We start from the raw sequence: 15,500 nt of genomic DNA on the forward strand, positions 1-15,500 counted from the left end.
TTTCCTAAATGTCCGATCATGATATAATTTACGATCCAGAATAAATAACAGATCACGTAAATCCATACCCAGCCCGGTTTAAATGGAACCATTCGGTCTATTTCCAGTGTGAAATCATAGTGATACCAGTCTTTGCAAAGATGCTGGGTTCCAAAATAAATGACGCTGTTCAGTACGAAACAGGACACCAGAGGTATAATGGAATAGAGTTTTGCCCAGGGATCGACATATTTTTTTAGCCACCTATACATGTAATTCAATCTCCTACAGGTTTGGACGGATAAGCTTTGGCTTATAACCGTTCTCTTTCAGTGCATCTACGATGGTGTTTTTATGTTCCGTACCGAATGCTTCCAGCGTGATTTTTAATTCAACGGCTGCATTTCGGTTCGTGCTTACAAACTGGTTATGTTCAAGCTTTATGACATTACCCTGAGCTTCAGCAATAACGGTGGCAACCCGAACCAGTTCGCCCGGCTTATCCGGAAGAAGTACGGAAACGGTGAAGATACGGTCTCTCTGGATTAATCCCAGCTGTACCACAGAGGACATGGTGATCACGTCCATATTACCGCCGCTTAAAATGGATACAATTTTCTTCCCTTTGACTTCCATGTGCTTCAGTGCAGCTACAGTAAGCAGACCGGAGTTTTCTACAATCATCTTATGGTTCTCTACCATATCCAGGAAAGCTACTACTAATTCATCGTCATCAACGGTAATGATTCCGTCCAGATTTTTCTGAATATAGGGAAATAACTGCTCACCGGGTGTTTTTACTGCTGTACCATCTGCAATGGTATTTACATTTGGCATGGTTGTTACTTCGCCTGCATCCAGGGAGGACTGCATACAATTTGCACCTGCCGGTTCTACCCCGATCACCTTAATGTTGGGATTTAACAATTTTGCAAGGGCAGATACACCTGTTGCCAGACCACCGCCGCCGATTGGAACCAGGATATAATCTACCAGAGGCAGCTCCTGTACAATTTCCATGGCAATGGTTCCCTGTCCCGTGGCTACCGCCAGATCATCAAAGGGATGAATAAAGGTATAGCCGTGTTCGCTGGCAAGTTCATAGGCATGTGCGCATGCCTCGTCATATACATCTCCGTATAACACAACTTCTGCACCATAGCTTTTTGTTCGGTTTACTTTAATCAGAGGTGTAGTGGTAGGCATTACGATCACTGCTTTGGCACCAAATGCTTTTGCAGCATATGCCACGCCCTGGGCATGGTTGCCGGCAGAGGCTGTAATCAGCCCTTTCTCTCTTTCTTCTTCCGTCAATGTACTGATTTTATAGTAAGCGCCGCGGATTTTATATGCTCCTGTACGCTGCATGTTTTCAGGCTTAAAAAACACTTTATTGCCGGTCTGTTCTGAATAGTACTGGCTGTAAACCAGTTTTGTCTCCTGTGTAACCTGCTTCACTGCTTCGGAAGCTTCCTCAAACTTATCTAACGTTAACATCTTGTCGCCTTTCTGCTAATTTGCCGGGGTTTGTACGTTGAATAATGCATTTACAAATTCATCTGCATTAAACTTCTGTAAATCATCAATGCTTTCACCCACACCGATATATTTAACGGGAATACCAAGCTCTGAGTGGATTGCCACCGCAATACCACCTTTCGCCGTTCCATCCAGTTTAGTCAATATGATACCGGTTATGTCTGCAATCTCACTGAACTCCCTTGCCTGCGCCAAGGCGTTCTGGCCCGTTGTCCCATCCAGCACAACCAGTGTCTCCCGGTATGCTTCCGGATATTCCCGCTCCAGCACACGATTGATCTTGCCTAATTCATTCATCAGGTTTTTCTTGTTATGAAGCCTGCCAGCCGTATCGCATAACAGTACATCGGCATGTCTTGCTTTCGCAGATGCCACGGCGTCAAATACAACAGCAGCCGGATCGGAACCTTCCTGTCCGCCGATAATATCCACACCGGCACGGTTCGCCCATTCGGTTAACTGCTCTCCTGCTGCCGCCCGGAAAGTATCTGCGGCTGCGAGAATTACTTTTTTGCCCTGGTCTTTTAATTTTCCCGCAAGTTTTCCCACGCTGGTGGTTTTTCCCACACCGTTTACACCGATTACCAGCACCACAGACTGTCTGTTTTCAAATTCATATGCTGTTTCGCCTACATCCATCTGTTCTTTAATACTGTCAATCAGCAGCTGCTTGCATTCGGATGGTTCTTTGATTTTCTGTTCTTTAACCTTTGCTTTTAAGTCCTCAATAATAGCGGTTGTGGCATTGATTCCCAGGTCCCCCATTACTAAGATTTCTTCGATCTCTTCATAGAAATCGTCATCTATGCTGGAAAACCCGCTGAAAATGGAGTCAATTCCTGCAACAATATTCGCCCTGGTTTTTGACAGCCCTTCTACAAGCCGTTTAAAAAACCCTTTCTTTTCTTCCATAATGATTTCCTCCTACTGATTCTGGTTTTAATCAGAATCCAGCTCATCTTCAATTAAATTGACGGATACCAGTGCGGATACACCTTTTTCCTGCATGGTGATACCATACAGCCTGTCCGCAACTTCCATTGTACCACGTCTATGTGTAATAATAATAAATTGTGTATTCTTTGTCAACTTATGAAGGTATTTTGCATACCTGGTAACATTTGACTCATCCAGCGCCGCCTCAATTTCATCCAGAAGGCAGAACGGCGATGGCTTTAATTTCTGAATGGCAAACAGCAGGGCAATTGCGGTCAGCGCTTTCTCACCACCGGATAACTGCATCATATTCTGCAGCTTCTTACCGGGGGGCTGGGAGATGATGCGGATGCCTGCTTCCAGGATATCTTCATCCTCCACCAGTTCCAGACTGCCTTTTCCGCCGCCAAAGAGCTGTTTAAAGGCTTTGTCAAATTCTGCCTGAATAATGGCAAAATTCTCTTTAAACTGAGCGCGCATTCCGCTGTCCAGTTCTTCTATGATGCCAAGGAGGATCTCCTCCGCTTTTATCAGGTCGTCATGCTGTGTACTGAGGAACTCATGTCTCTCAGACAATTCTTTAAAGTCTTCAATGGCATTGACATTTACGCTCCCAAGACCTTTGATATCGGATTTCAGCAGTTGGATTGCTTTTTTTAACTGCGCCTGGTTTTCATAAGCTTCCTCTTTCAGTTCCCTTGCGGTACTGACCGTCAGCTCATATTCCTCCCACATGTAATTAATCTGGGATTCTTTACTCTCTTCCAGCTTTTCCAGCATGCTGACAAGTCGGAAATTTTCTTTGTCCAGCATAGCCATACGCTCCGACATTTCTTCACGCTTGGCAAAAAAAGACTTGTGGCTGGCGTAGAGGTTTTCTTTTTGTGCCATCCACTCATTCACTCTGCCGCTTAATTCCCCTTCCTGTTCAGCTGCTTTGGATATGGATATTTCAATTTCTTCGATATCATGAGCTTTTTTCTGGATATCCTTCTCATTTTCCAGGATATCATTTTGAATGGATTCCCGCTCTTCCAGCAAGGACGTCATCTCTGAGTGAATACGTGTACTATTTTGATGGATAAAATCTTCTTTTTGCTTTAAATTTGCCAGGTCCAGATGAATTCCTTCGGCTTTGCCGTTGTGGGCTTCCAGCTCCTGCTTCTTCACTTCCAGTTCTTTTTGAAGACCAAGGATCAGGGATTCTGTTTTTTTCTCCAGGGCCACAGAAGTTTCCAGTTCTTTTTGGATCTCGGATTCTTCCACCCGGATGTCAGCAATCTGGGTTTCAATTTCGGATGATTCCCGTTTTAACTGGGCATATCCGGATTTCGTCTCCGTGTTGCGGCTCTGCATCTGCTTAATCTTCATTTTCGCCGTATTCTGGACGATGTACTCTTTTTGCAGGCTGTCTTTCAACTCTACGATTTTATCACGCAGGATGCGCCGTTTATCCCGGTTAACGTCAATGGATTTCTGGAGTTCTTCCATATCCTTTTTTAACAGGGCAACACTTTCCGTTAATTCCTCAATTTCTCTTCGTCTGCCCAGCAGATTGCTGGAATTTTTAAATGCACCACCGGTCATGGAACCGCCGGGACTTAAAGATTCTCCGTCCAGGGTAACAATACGCAGCGTGTGCTGATATTTTTTTGCAATGATAATGGCGTTGTCGATATGGTCAACTACTACTGTTCTGCCCAGCAGGTATTTTGCCAGTCCTTCATAGCAGCCCTCCACGTCCACCAGGGAATTTGCAAGACCAATGACTCCCGGTTCTTTTAAAACCTTCTCATTGGTAAATCCGTTGCGGTTGCCAATGCTGGTTAGCGGGAGGAAGGTAGCCCTTCCGTACTTATTTCGTTTCAGAAAATCAATCATCCGTTTTGCGGTATGTTCGTCTTCGGTAACAATATTCTGGATACTGCCGCCCAGAGCTGTTTCGATTGCGGTTTCATAAGATTTCTGAACTTTGATAATGTCGGCAACTACGCCCATAATTCCTTTTTCCCGGCTTTTCTGTTCCATAACCCGGCGGATACTGTTGCCATATCCATCATATCGTTCCGTGATATTTTTCAGGGATTCCAGTCTGGATTCCTCTCTATGGTAAGCAGTCTGTCCGGTTTCCATCTGCTCATTCTGTTTGGCGAGAATCTGCTGGAGTCCGGACACTTCACTGTCGTATTTTGTACTCTCCTCACACAGTGCATCGATACGTGCTGAAACCTCTGTGTAGTCCTTCTGGTATGCAGCCAGGGATTCTTCCTGCTCGGATTCTTCACTTTTTAATTTCAAAATCTTCTGGCTGAGTTCCGCCTTACGAATTTGAATCTGCTCGATCATGGTGGAATATCGCTGCAGCTTGGCTTTTGTGGAAGCTCTCTGGTTTAATAATTCGATAATCTGGTTTTTGCCTTCTTCAATATGGCTTTCCGGGATACCGGTGTCTTCCTGAAGCTTTAAGCCCACCGCTCTGTTTTCCACTTCTACCGCCTGGACTTTATCCAGCTGTTCCTTTAACAGGGAAAGCTCTGCCTGCTGGGATTCTTTTTGCTGTGTCTTCCCGTCTAATTCTTTCTGAATGTTCAGAATACGGTTCTGCAGATGTTCATCATTTAACTTCGCCGTATTGATCTGTTCTTTTAAGACATTGATCTGGCCGGTTAACTGCTGTTTTAACAGCTGGTTTTTATTGGAGCGTTCCTTTTGCTCCTCAATCCTGGCACTTAACTCTTCCATTTCTTTTTCGATCCGGTCATACTCTACTTTCGCACTTTCATAATTGTCTTTTGTAGACTGGAGATCCTGATTGGAAATGGAGATCTTTTCTTCAATTTCACGAAGCTGGGTTCGGATACGATCCATCTCCATTAAAAACATATTGGCATCCACTGCTTTTAATTCTTCTTTTTTCTTCAGATAGACTTTTGCAGTTTCCGCCTGCCTTTGAAGGGGGCCTAATTGTTTGGTTAATTCGGACAGTATATCATTTACACGGACCAGATTCTGCTTTTCATCTTCCAGCTTTTTCTGTGCTGCTACCTTCCGGCGTTTGTATTTTACAATTCCCACAGCCTCGTCAAAAAGCTCCCTGCGCTCTTCCGGTTTTCCGCTTAATATTTTATCGATCTGTCCCTGCCCGATGATGGAGTAGCCTTCTTTACCGATACCGGTATCGTAAAAGAGTTCGTTGACATCTTTTAAGCGGCAGGTGGTGCCGTTGATCAGATATTCACTTTCGCCGGAGCGGTATACTCTTCTGGTTACGGTTACTTCATTATAATCAATGGGAAGCTGGTGGTCTTCATTGTCCAGTGTAATGGCTACTGATGCAAATCCCATGGGTTTCCGGTTTTCCGTTCCGGAAAAGATAACATCCTGCATATTGGCACCACGCAGCTGCTTTGCACGCTGCTCACCAAGTACCCACCTCACCGCATCACCAACATTACTCTTACCGCTGCCGTTGGGTCCCACGATTCCGGTAATGCCATTGTGGAATTTAAAGACAATTTTGTTGGCAAAAGATTTGAAGCCGTGTATTTCTATGCTTTTTAAGTACATATCTCTTTTGTCTTTCCTTTCAAGTCGATGATTGCGCGGTATGCCGCTTCCTGCTCAGCAGCTTTCTTGGTACGTCCAATTCCCTGGCTTGCATTTTTTTCACCGATATGCAGTTCTACAATAAATTTCTTATCATGGTCAGGGCCTTCTTCCCCTGTCAGGGTATATACGATCTCATCACCTTTAAAATCTCTTTGTACAATTTCCTGCAGGATAGTCTTGCTATCATAAAAGAGCTGCTTATTTTCAATATCTTTCATTATATATTTTAAAATAAACTCTTTTGCATTAGCAAAACCACCATCTAAATAAATGGCACCTATGAGAGCTTCCATGGCATCTGATACGATTGAATCGCGATGACGGCCTCCGGTATGCTCTTCTCCCTTCCCAAGCTGTAAATAGCTGCCCAGTTCAATTTCTTTCGTACACAGGGCAAGAGTGGGCTCACAGACGATACTGGCACGAAGCTTTGTCAGGTCGCCCTCCGGCAGATCCGGGTAATTGTGAAATAAATATTCACTGCTGGTAACTTCCAACACTGCATCCCCCAAAAATTCAAGGCGTTCATTGTCTTTCATTTTAGCGGCTTTGTGTTCATTTGCATATGAACTGTGAGTCATGGCCTGTACCAGCAGGTCGAAGTTGCGGAACTTATATCCGATTCGATTCTCCAGCTCAGCTAATTTTCTGATTGATTTCATAGTTATACCTCCTGCATGCCGCAGACATGTCTGCGGTACTGCCTAAATAGAAAGTTTGAAATGATTTTTGTTTCAAACTTAACAATTTCCTCCTTATACAACAAAGGGTGCTGCTTTGCAACACCCTCATAAAAACCGTTTTAGTTGATTGCACTTTTGATCTGTTCTACCGCATCGCCTACAGAAACAATTTTCTCTGCTTCTTCATTTGGAATTTCAATATCGAATTCTTCTTCAATTCCCATGATAATCTGAAATACATCTAAGGAGTCAGCTCCCAGGTCATCCACAAATGTTGTCTCCATTGTGATCTCATCTGCATCCACATTCAGTACCTCGGCAATAATTTTCTGTAACTTTTCGAATTCCATAATCATCAATCCTCTCTTTTACTAATCTACTTTAATTTTTTCTTTAATTTTCTCATTGATCTTCTGCTGTTTAAACTGTACGCATTGAACAATGGAATTGGTAATCTCAGGCGCCTTCGAGCTGCCGTGAGATTTTACCACAAGGCCATTCAACCCAAGTAAAGGTGCACCGCCATATTGACTTGCATCAAAAGATTGCAATGTCTCTTTTAATGCCGGTTTTACCAGTAAGGCGCCAATCTTACTGCGAAGGCTTGTCATCATGCCTGCCTTGACTTTAGAGATCAGGGTGGCACCCACACCTTCATACAACTTTAAAATTACATTCCCGACAAATGCCTCACAAACGATGACATCGCATACGCCAGCCGGAATGTCTCTGGCCTCCACACTTCCGATAAAATTAATGTCTTTACATTCCTTCAAGAGTGGAAATGTCTCTTTTACCAGAGCGTTGCCTTTTTCCTCTTCTGCACCGATATTGACGATACCGACTTTTGGATTTTTAATACCTACTACATTCTCCATGTAAATAGAACCCATTTTTGCAAACTGTACTAGATGAGATGGTCTTGCATCTACATTAGCGCCACAGTCAACCAGCAATGAAACACCGGTCTTAGTGGGTATCAGTGGTGCCAGAGGCGGTCGCTCAATTCCTTTAATGCGCCCAACGATAAGCTGTCCGCCGACTAATACGGCTCCGGTACTTCCGGCAGAAACAAAAGCGTCTGCTTCTCCTTTTTTTACCAGATTCAACCCTAGTACTATGGAAGAACTTTTTTTCTTTCGAATAGCCATAACCGGCGGTTCTGCTGTTTCAATAATTTCATCAGCATGAACAACTTCCACTAGCTCTTTTGGATAGGTGTACTTGGATAATTCTCTCTGTACATCTTCCGAGCGCCCTACCAGGAATACTTTAATATCATTTCTCGCATTCACTGCGTTTACGGCTCCCTTAACAATCTCTGCCGGGGCATGATCACCACCCATAGCATCGACTACGACCCGAACTAATTCCTGCATATTATTTCCTCCTCGTATTTCTATTAACTAATATACTAAACATCATACAGAAAATCAATAGATATTTTTAGAGAATCTTAAGAAGTGCATAAGTTCTATTGATTTTCTGGGTAAAAGGACTGTAAAACAGGAGAAAAGCCCGTAAAAAAAGCATCTCCAACGAGATGCTTTATCATATCTTATGCTTCTGTGGATATGATTTCTTTTTTATTGTATGTTCCGCAGTTCTTACATACTCTGTGAGACATCATGAGTTCGCCGCATTTAGCACATTTTACTAAATTTGGAGCAGACATTTTCCAGTTTGCTCTTCTCTTGTCTCTTCTTCCTTTGGAAGATTTATTTTTTGGACAGATTGACATGGTTTACACCTCCTTAAATTTGCTAAAGATATCACGGATTTTGGCCATTCTTGGATCTAAATCTGTATGATCACAGCTGCAAGTCCCAAGATTTAAATTGGCGCCGCATTGATTACAGATTCCCTTACAGCTTTCACTGCATAAAACCTTCATCGGCCAATTCAATAACATCTCGCCATAGACAAGCTTATCCACATCCAGGTTATATCCATCAATATAATTGTGTTCATCAAGTGCTTTCTGGTGCTCTGCTTCATCCATGTTCATATCAATTTCTTTATCAATATGAACTTTGATATCCGTTTTTACAACTTCCAGACACCTGTCACAGGGAATCAAAACAGTGATTGTCCCTTCCCCTGTTATGTGCAGTTTCCTGTTCCCTTTGTTCTGTATCTGTAAAGAAACGGGGGTACTGCCAATGATAGGAAAACTGCCAAGCTTTGAAACGAAAGTCTCCAGCTCCAGTCCTGCATCAGTCTGCATTACTAATTCGTCGTTTTTTAAAACACCGTTTAAGTCTATCAGCATTATGACCTCCTATCCACACCTAAATTATTATACATATGCAAAATGTTTTTGTCAACATAATTTTACAATAAAGTGGGATAAACTTACATTTTAAAATAAGGCGGAGTCTGTGCAAGTCTCCGCCTTATTGCCTGTACATTATAACGCAGTTAACTGTGTTTGAAGCACCCGGTTACCTGCGTCAGTTGCACGTAACCGTTAATGAATAACTAAATCAGTGCAACGGTTTCTCTGCAGATTGCAAGTTCTTCATCGGTAGGAAGCAGAACAACTTTAACCTTAGAATCCGGTGTGGAAAGCAGAGTCTTTTTGCCTCTTGCTTTATTTGCTTCTGTATCTAAAGTAATGCCCAGGTATCCAAGATAAGCAATGATATCACGGCGAACCAGAGAGTCATTTTCACCCAGACCTGCTGTAAATGCGATTGCATCAACACCATTTAAGGCAGCTACGTATCCGCCGATATATTTTGCGGCACGGTAATTAAATACGGCTCTTGCAAGGATAGCAGCTTCATTTCCTTCTTCAGCAGCATTTTCCAGATCACGGAAATCACTTGAGATTCCGGATAAACCATAAACGCCGGATTTTTTATTTAACATGTTCATTAAGTCATCAATGTCCATATTTTCTTTTTTGGACAGGAACTCTAAGATAGCCGGATCAATGTCACCGGAACGTGTTCCCATTACCAGTCCTTCAAGAGGAGTCAATCCCATGGAAGTATCAATGGATTTGCCGTTTAATACAGCGGAAATGGATGCTCCGTTACCTAAATGGCAGACAATAATCTTGGAATTGTTGATATCAAGTCCTAAGAATTTTGCTGTTTCTTTGGATACAAAATTATGGGATGTTCCGTGGAAACCATATCTTCTAACTTTGTATTTTTCATAATATTCGTAAGGCAGACCATACATATATGCTTTTTCAGGCATAGTCTGATGGAATGCAGTGTCGAATACACCAACCATCGGTACATCAGGCATTAATTCCTGGCACGCACGAATACCGATTAAGTTTGCAGGATTGTGAAGAGGTGCAAGGTCATTACACTCTTCCACTGCTTTTAACATATCTTCTGTAATGACTGCAGAGGAAGCAAATTTCTCGCCGCCGTGTACGATTCTGTGTCCTACGGCCTTTACTTCTTTCAGGCTTTCAATTACGCCGGTCTTGTCATTTACCAATGCATCCAGTACCATTTTGATTGCTTCTTTGTGAGTCGGCATCGGGCTTTCGGTAATTTCTTTTTCTCCGCCCTTTGGCTGATAAACCAGTCTGCTTCCTTCGATTCCAATTCTTTCGCAAAGCCCCTTTGCCAATACATCTTCTGTATCAGCGTTGATTAACTGATACTTAAGAGATGAACTTCCACAGTTGATAACTAATACGTTCATTAAAAAATACCTCCATTGGTTTTCTTTTCATTTATTATATTCTTTTAGAACTTCCATATAATTATGTAGGTAAAATCTTCCTATTGAGCCTGGCACTGAACAGCTGTAATTGCAACAACCCCAACGATATCTTCAGCGCTGCATCCACGGGATAAATCATTTACCGGTTTTGCAATACCCTGTGTTACAGGTCCGTAAGCTTCTGCTTTTGCCAGTCTCTGTACTAATTTGTATCCGATATTTCCTGCATCCAGGTCTGGGAACAGCAATACGTTTGCTTTACCTGCTACCGGGCTGTTAGGAGCTTTGGAAGCGCCAACGCTAGGTACGATTGCAGCATCTAACTGGAATTCACCGTCTAATTTCAGATTTGGGTTCTGTTCTTTTGCAATTCTGGTTGCTTCTACTACTTTGTCAACATCTGCATGTTTTGCACTGCCCATGGTAGAATGGGAAAGCATAGCTACGATCGGTTCCTCTTCTACTAATAACTGGAAAGATTCTGCAGAAGAAGCTGCGATTGCTGCCAGTTCTTCCGGATTTGGGTTCTGGTTTAATCCTGCATCTGCGAAAATAAATGTGCCGTTTGCACCATATTCGCAGTTTGGTACTGCCATCAGGAAGAATGCGGATACTAACTTTGTACCTGGTTTTGTTTTTAAAATCTGAAGGCATGGTCTTAATGTATCTGCGGTAGAGTGACATGCTCCGGATACCATACCGTCTGCATCCCCCATTTTAACCATCATAACGCCATAGTACAGGTACTGGTTTAATAAAATATCCTTTGCCTGCTCCGGTGTCATGCCTTTTTTCTGTCTCAATTCTACAAGCTTGTCTATGTAGCCTGCTGTCTTATCTGAAGTTGCAGGATCTACGATAATAGCTCCTGTAATGTCTAATCCTTCGCTGCCTTTTTTAACTGCCTCTTCGCTGCCTACCAGAACTACATTTGCAACGCCTTCTTTTAAGATCTGGGCAGTTGCTTCATATGTCCTGCGGTCTTCTGTTTCCGGCAGTACAATCGTTTTTTTGTTTGATTTCGCTCTTTCTTTGATTACGTCAATAAATCCCATGATTTCTGACTCCTTTCGTGTTTTAGGTCCCAAAACCGTCATAAAAATATTATACATGATACCATATGGGCATACAAGTTAATTAATATTTTAACAATGTTTAACAACCTTTCATTCTTTTTAATTATAGCCCTATAAATGGCTAATTTCAACCGTTATGGTGTATCTTTTTCCATACACCGGGGATAAAATTGTATTTTTGGATAAACTTTTGATATCCGAAGGAGTTTTTTCGTCTGACAGATCGTTTTTTGGAGTCAAACCTTTTGGTTTTTGATAACTTTTTTAAAAATTGGCTTTTGCATTTTGTTGTTTATTTTTTGATTGTATTGATTTGTTCGTTTTGTTGGAAGGAATAAAAAGGTACCTGATTAAATTCTGTGCGGTTACAAGAGTGATGTACGAAGTGTATGGAATGTGTTATAATCGGTAGATAAATATTACAATTTTGTGCTTACAGAACGGAGGATATTAACATATATGAAGGTTGTTGGACTGGTAACGGAATATAATCCGTTTCACAATGGACACAGATATCATTTAGAGCAGGCAAAGAGAAAAACAGGTGCCGGATTTGTGGTGGTTGTTATGAGCGGGAACTTTCTGCAGAGGGGGGAACCGGCGATTATAGATAAGTTTGCAAGAACCGAAATGGCATTGGCGTGCGGAGCAGATTTGGTGCTGGAGATTCCGGCATGTTTCGCCTGTGGGAGTGCGGAGTATTTTGCACTGGGCGCCGTTTCCCTGTTAGATTCTCTTGGAATTGCAGATGCTGTCTGCTTTGGCAGTGAGTGCGGTGACATTCAGGTTCTGGACGAGATCGCAGAAGTTCTGACAGCAGAGCCCCTTCCATACAAAAATGCATTAAAAGCCATGCTGTCTGAAGGCAAATCATTCCCGGCAGCCAGAGAAGAAGCGCTGCTCTCCTGCCTTGCGGCATTGTATGGAAGTGAAAAGGAGGACCGTGTATCCCTGTGGAAAGAAGTGCTGGATTCACCCAATAACATTTTGGGCATCGAATATCTGAAAGCCTTGAAAAAGCTAAATAGCAGTATGCAACCGGTTACCATAGAGCGGATTTCCAGCGGTTACCACGATCCATCCCTCCATTTCGGCATCAGTTCCGCAACCGCGATAAGGCGGGTGATACTGGAAGAACGAAGGAAACTGCCGGATCCAATAAAAGGACAGGTGCCTGATGAAGTTTACGCTATATTAAAAAGGGAATCAAACCGGGCTTTTCCGGTAAAAAGCGCTGACTTTTCACAGATGCTGCACTATCGGCTTTTGTCTGTAATGGATTGGCAGGAACTAGCCCAGTTTTTTGATGTCTCCGAAGATCTGGCTAAAAGAATATACAATCTGAGGAATTCCTATGAGGGTCTGGAGGGTTTTATTACACAATTAAAAACCAGACAGTTTACCGAAACCCGGATCCGGCGGGCACTGATGCATATTTTACTGGGAATTAAAGAGGATATGGTAAGGAAGTCTGTAGTTTCCGCCAATGGAGCATGTTATATCCGGGTTCTGGGGTTTCATAAAAAAGCTTCTGTACTGCTCACGGAAATTAAGAAAAAAAGCCGATTGCCTATTATCACCAAAATGGCAGATGCATCGGAACTTTTAGAGCTCAGTCCTTTTTCGGATATCGCAGGAAAGATGCTGGACTGTGATATTTACAGTGCTCAGGTGTATCACTGTGGTGTCACGAATTTGTTCAAAGATCATTCCTATAATGAATTTACCAGGCAGATTGTTGTACAGCGGTAGCCTCCTGAGGTTGAGGGTGCTTTTGGGCAAGAAGGTCAGAGAAAAATTCTGCCGTAAGCAATAAAAAGGCGTGATGCATTTTCTTTCGCATCGCGCCCTAATTTTTTAGCTACAATTTTAATTTTTAAAACTATGAATTGGAGCCGGAATTCTTCCTTTACGGTTGACAAAGGCATCACATCCATATTTATTAACCGGCATAATCGGCGCATAGCCTAACAAGCCGCCGAATTGTACGATTTCGCCCACGCCTTTTCCAATAACCGGAATCAGACGTACAGCTGTCGTTTTCTGATTAACCATACCAATTGCCATTTCATCTGCAATGATACCCGCTATGGTAGTTGACTTGGTATCTCCCGGGATTGCGATCATATCCAGACCTACGGAACATACACAGGTCATGGCTTCTAACTTTTCGATGGTCAGTGCGTTTGCTAAAACAGCATCAATCATTCCCTGGTCTTCACTGACCGGAATGAAAGCTCCGCTTAGTCCGCCTACATAAGAAGAAGCCATAACACCGCCCTTTTTCACCTGGTCATTTAAAAGTGCAAGTGCTGCGGTTGTTCCTGGTGCTCCGGCATATTCCAGACCGATTTCACATAAAATATCTGCAACACTGTCTCCGATTGCCGGCGTTGGTGCAAGTGATAAATCGATGATTCCAAAAGGAATGTTCATACGTTTGGAGGCTTCCTGAGCGACAAGCTGACCCACACGGGTAACTTTAAATGCTGTCTTCTTGATGGTTTCGCACAATACTTCAAAGCTTTCACCGCGAACCTGTTCCAAAGCAGTCTTCACAACACCCGGACCGCTGACACCTACATTAATGATGGCATCTGCTTCTGTCACACCATGGAATGCACCTGCCATGAAAGGATTATCATCCGGAGCATTGCAAAACACCACCAGTTTTGCACAGCCAAGAGAATCATTTTCTTTGGTGTACTCTGCTGTTTCCAGAATCATATCACCCATCAGCCGTACGGCGTCCATATTGATACCGCATTTGGTAGAACCAAGGTTAATGGAACTGCAAACCCGTTCGGTACATGCAAGAGCCTTTGGAATGGAACGGATCAGGTATTCATCACTTTGTGTCATTCCTTTGCTGACCAAAGCAGAATATCCGCCGATAAAGTTTACGCCTACTTCTTTTGCAGCTTTATCCAGCGTTTTTGCCAGTGTTACAAAATCATCAGAGGATTTACATGCGCTGCCGCCCACTAAAGCAATCGGTGTTATGGAAATACGCTTATTCACAATGGGAATGCCGTATTCTCTTTCAATTTCTTTACCGGTAGAAACCAGGTCTTTTGCCAGAGTTGTAATCTTATCGTAGATTTTCTGATTTAACTTTTCCAGATCGGAATCCACACAGTCTAACAGGCTGATACCCAGAGTAATCGTTCTTACGTCCAGATTCTCCTGGGTAATCATTTTATTTGTTTCGCTTACTTCAAATAAATTTATCATAACAGATTATTACCTTTCTTCATATAGTGACAAATTGGGGCACCGGGGCGCGCTTTAGATTCGATGCATCATGTTGAAGATTTCTTCGTGCTGGCAGCGGATGCTTACGCCGATTTCATCGCCGAGTTTTTCCAGTTCTTTCGCCAGTTCTTCCGCAGACTTTGTAGAATTGTTTGCATCGGTAACCATCATCATATTGAAGAATCCCTGTACAATTGTCTGGGAGATATCCAGGATGTTTACGTTGTTTTCTGCAAGGAAAGTACAAACCTTAGCGATGATTCCCACGGTATCTTTTCCTACGACTGTGATAATTGTTTTTTTCATTTCTTCTCCTTTCGGGGACCGAAGTCCTCTTTCACATTAATCTATATATGTAAGTCAGTATGTTACGGTTCACATCCTTTGGATGCCCACAGTAACTGCATCTGCAGTCCGCAATTGCAGACTGCAGATGGGGAATGACTTTATATCGCAAATAATTCACTTGGCTCATCCCTGTGTGCCACGCGGATTGGAAAATCTTTTGCTGTATAAGGATTTTCGCCTAAAGTCACTTCTGAGCAGACCGTTTCATATGCAAGCGCCTCATAATTATTTTCCTGGCTGAGATGCCCAAGCATAATGGTTTTAATGCCGTCATGAAGAATCCGGCAGAGCAGCCGTCCTGCATTTTCATTAGACAGATGCCCCCTGTTTCCAAGAATTCGCTGTTTCAGGTAATAAGGATAGCTTCCAACCTGAAGCATAT

General features: G+C 42.8%; 13 protein-coding genes and 2 pseudogenes. 1 reads left to right on the forward strand and 14 read right to left on the reverse strand.

The features are described 5' to 3' along the window. From ACH2DQ_RS18480 to pta, 11 genes and pseudogenes are all read right to left on the reverse strand, one after another. Nucleotides 1-251 (reverse strand): annotated as a pseudogene (locus tag ACH2DQ_RS18480) (phosphatidic acid phosphatase); the annotation flags it as partial. 13 nt (nucleotides 252-264) lie between these two features. Continuing rightward, nucleotides 265-1,476, reverse strand: coding sequence for a threonine ammonia-lyase (ilvA, locus tag ACH2DQ_RS18485; protein ID WP_394911337.1), 1,212 nt, complete (start codon nucleotides 1,474-1,476; stop codon nucleotides 265-267). Nucleotides 1,477-1,491: 15 nt separating this feature from the next. Next, complete coding sequence (gene ftsY / locus ACH2DQ_RS18490) at nucleotides 1,492-2,433, reverse strand: signal recognition particle-docking protein FtsY (protein WP_394911458.1); 942 nt, start codon at nucleotides 2,431-2,433, stop codon at nucleotides 1,492-1,494. A gap of 24 nt (nucleotides 2,434-2,457) precedes the next feature. Continuing rightward, entirely contained in the window at nucleotides 2,458-6,021 is a 3,564-nt protein-coding gene (gene smc, locus ACH2DQ_RS18495) for a chromosome segregation protein SMC (protein ID WP_395027795.1), read from the reverse strand. Continuing rightward, on the reverse strand, nucleotides 6,012-6,725 hold the full coding sequence (gene rnc / locus ACH2DQ_RS18500) for a ribonuclease III (protein ID WP_394911339.1): 714 nt from the start codon (nucleotides 6,723-6,725) through the stop codon (nucleotides 6,012-6,014). The genes smc and rnc overlap by 10 nt, the downstream gene beginning before the upstream one ends. Nucleotides 6,726-6,865: 140 nt before the next feature. After that, a complete protein-coding gene (gene acpP, locus ACH2DQ_RS18505) occupies nucleotides 6,866-7,096 on the reverse strand; it encodes an acyl carrier protein (protein ID WP_044289983.1) in 231 nt (76 codons plus the stop codon). A 21-nt stretch (nucleotides 7,097-7,117) separates the two neighbouring features. After that, on the reverse strand, nucleotides 7,118-8,125 hold the full coding sequence (gene plsX, locus ACH2DQ_RS18510) for a phosphate acyltransferase PlsX (RefSeq protein WP_394911340.1): 1,008 nt from the start codon (nucleotides 8,123-8,125) through the stop codon (nucleotides 7,118-7,120). Between the two features lie 179 nt (nucleotides 8,126-8,304). Next, entirely contained in the window at nucleotides 8,305-8,487 is a 183-nt protein-coding gene (gene rpmF, locus ACH2DQ_RS18515; RefSeq protein ID WP_027294150.1) for a 50S ribosomal protein L32, read from the reverse strand. A 3-nt stretch (nucleotides 8,488-8,490) separates the two neighbouring features. After that, nucleotides 8,491-9,018 (reverse strand): YceD family protein, encoded by a 528-nt coding sequence (locus tag ACH2DQ_RS18520; protein WP_394911341.1) that lies wholly within the window; start codon nucleotides 9,016-9,018, stop codon nucleotides 8,491-8,493. A 209-nt stretch (nucleotides 9,019-9,227) separates the two neighbouring features. After that, nucleotides 9,228-10,418, reverse strand: a complete 1,191-nt coding sequence (locus ACH2DQ_RS18525) for an acetate kinase (RefSeq protein WP_394911342.1) — start codon at nucleotides 10,416-10,418, stop codon at nucleotides 9,228-9,230. An 80-nt stretch (nucleotides 10,419-10,498) separates the two neighbouring features. Next, nucleotides 10,499-11,494 carry a phosphate acetyltransferase gene (gene pta, locus ACH2DQ_RS18530; protein WP_027294153.1) on the reverse strand — a complete coding sequence of 332 codons (996 nt, stop codon included), beginning with the start codon at nucleotides 11,492-11,494 and terminating at the stop codon, nucleotides 10,499-10,501. Nucleotides 11,495-11,974: 480 nt separating this feature from the next. Between pta and ACH2DQ_RS18535 the strand changes: the two genes are divergently transcribed. Further along, nucleotides 11,975-13,267, forward strand: a complete 1,293-nt coding sequence (locus ACH2DQ_RS18535) for a nucleotidyltransferase (RefSeq protein WP_394911343.1) — start codon at nucleotides 11,975-11,977, stop codon at nucleotides 13,265-13,267. Between the two features lie 117 nt (nucleotides 13,268-13,384). On the opposite strand, the gene ACH2DQ_RS18540 is transcribed toward ACH2DQ_RS18535, so the two are convergent. The 3 genes and pseudogenes from ACH2DQ_RS18540 to ACH2DQ_RS18550 form a co-directional block, all read right to left on the reverse strand. After that, a complete protein-coding gene (locus ACH2DQ_RS18540; protein ID WP_394911344.1) occupies nucleotides 13,385-14,749 on the reverse strand; it encodes a PFL family protein in 1,365 nt (454 codons plus the stop codon). A gap of 54 nt (nucleotides 14,750-14,803) precedes the next feature. Continuing rightward, nucleotides 14,804-15,076 (reverse strand): ACT domain-containing protein, encoded by a 273-nt coding sequence (locus ACH2DQ_RS18545; RefSeq protein WP_394911345.1) that lies wholly within the window; start codon nucleotides 15,074-15,076, stop codon nucleotides 14,804-14,806. 140 nt (nucleotides 15,077-15,216) lie between these two features. Next, nucleotides 15,217-15,500, reverse strand: a pseudogene (locus ACH2DQ_RS18550) (MBL fold metallo-hydrolase); the annotation flags it as partial.

It is taken from the genome of Robinsoniella sp., assembly GCF_034124845.1.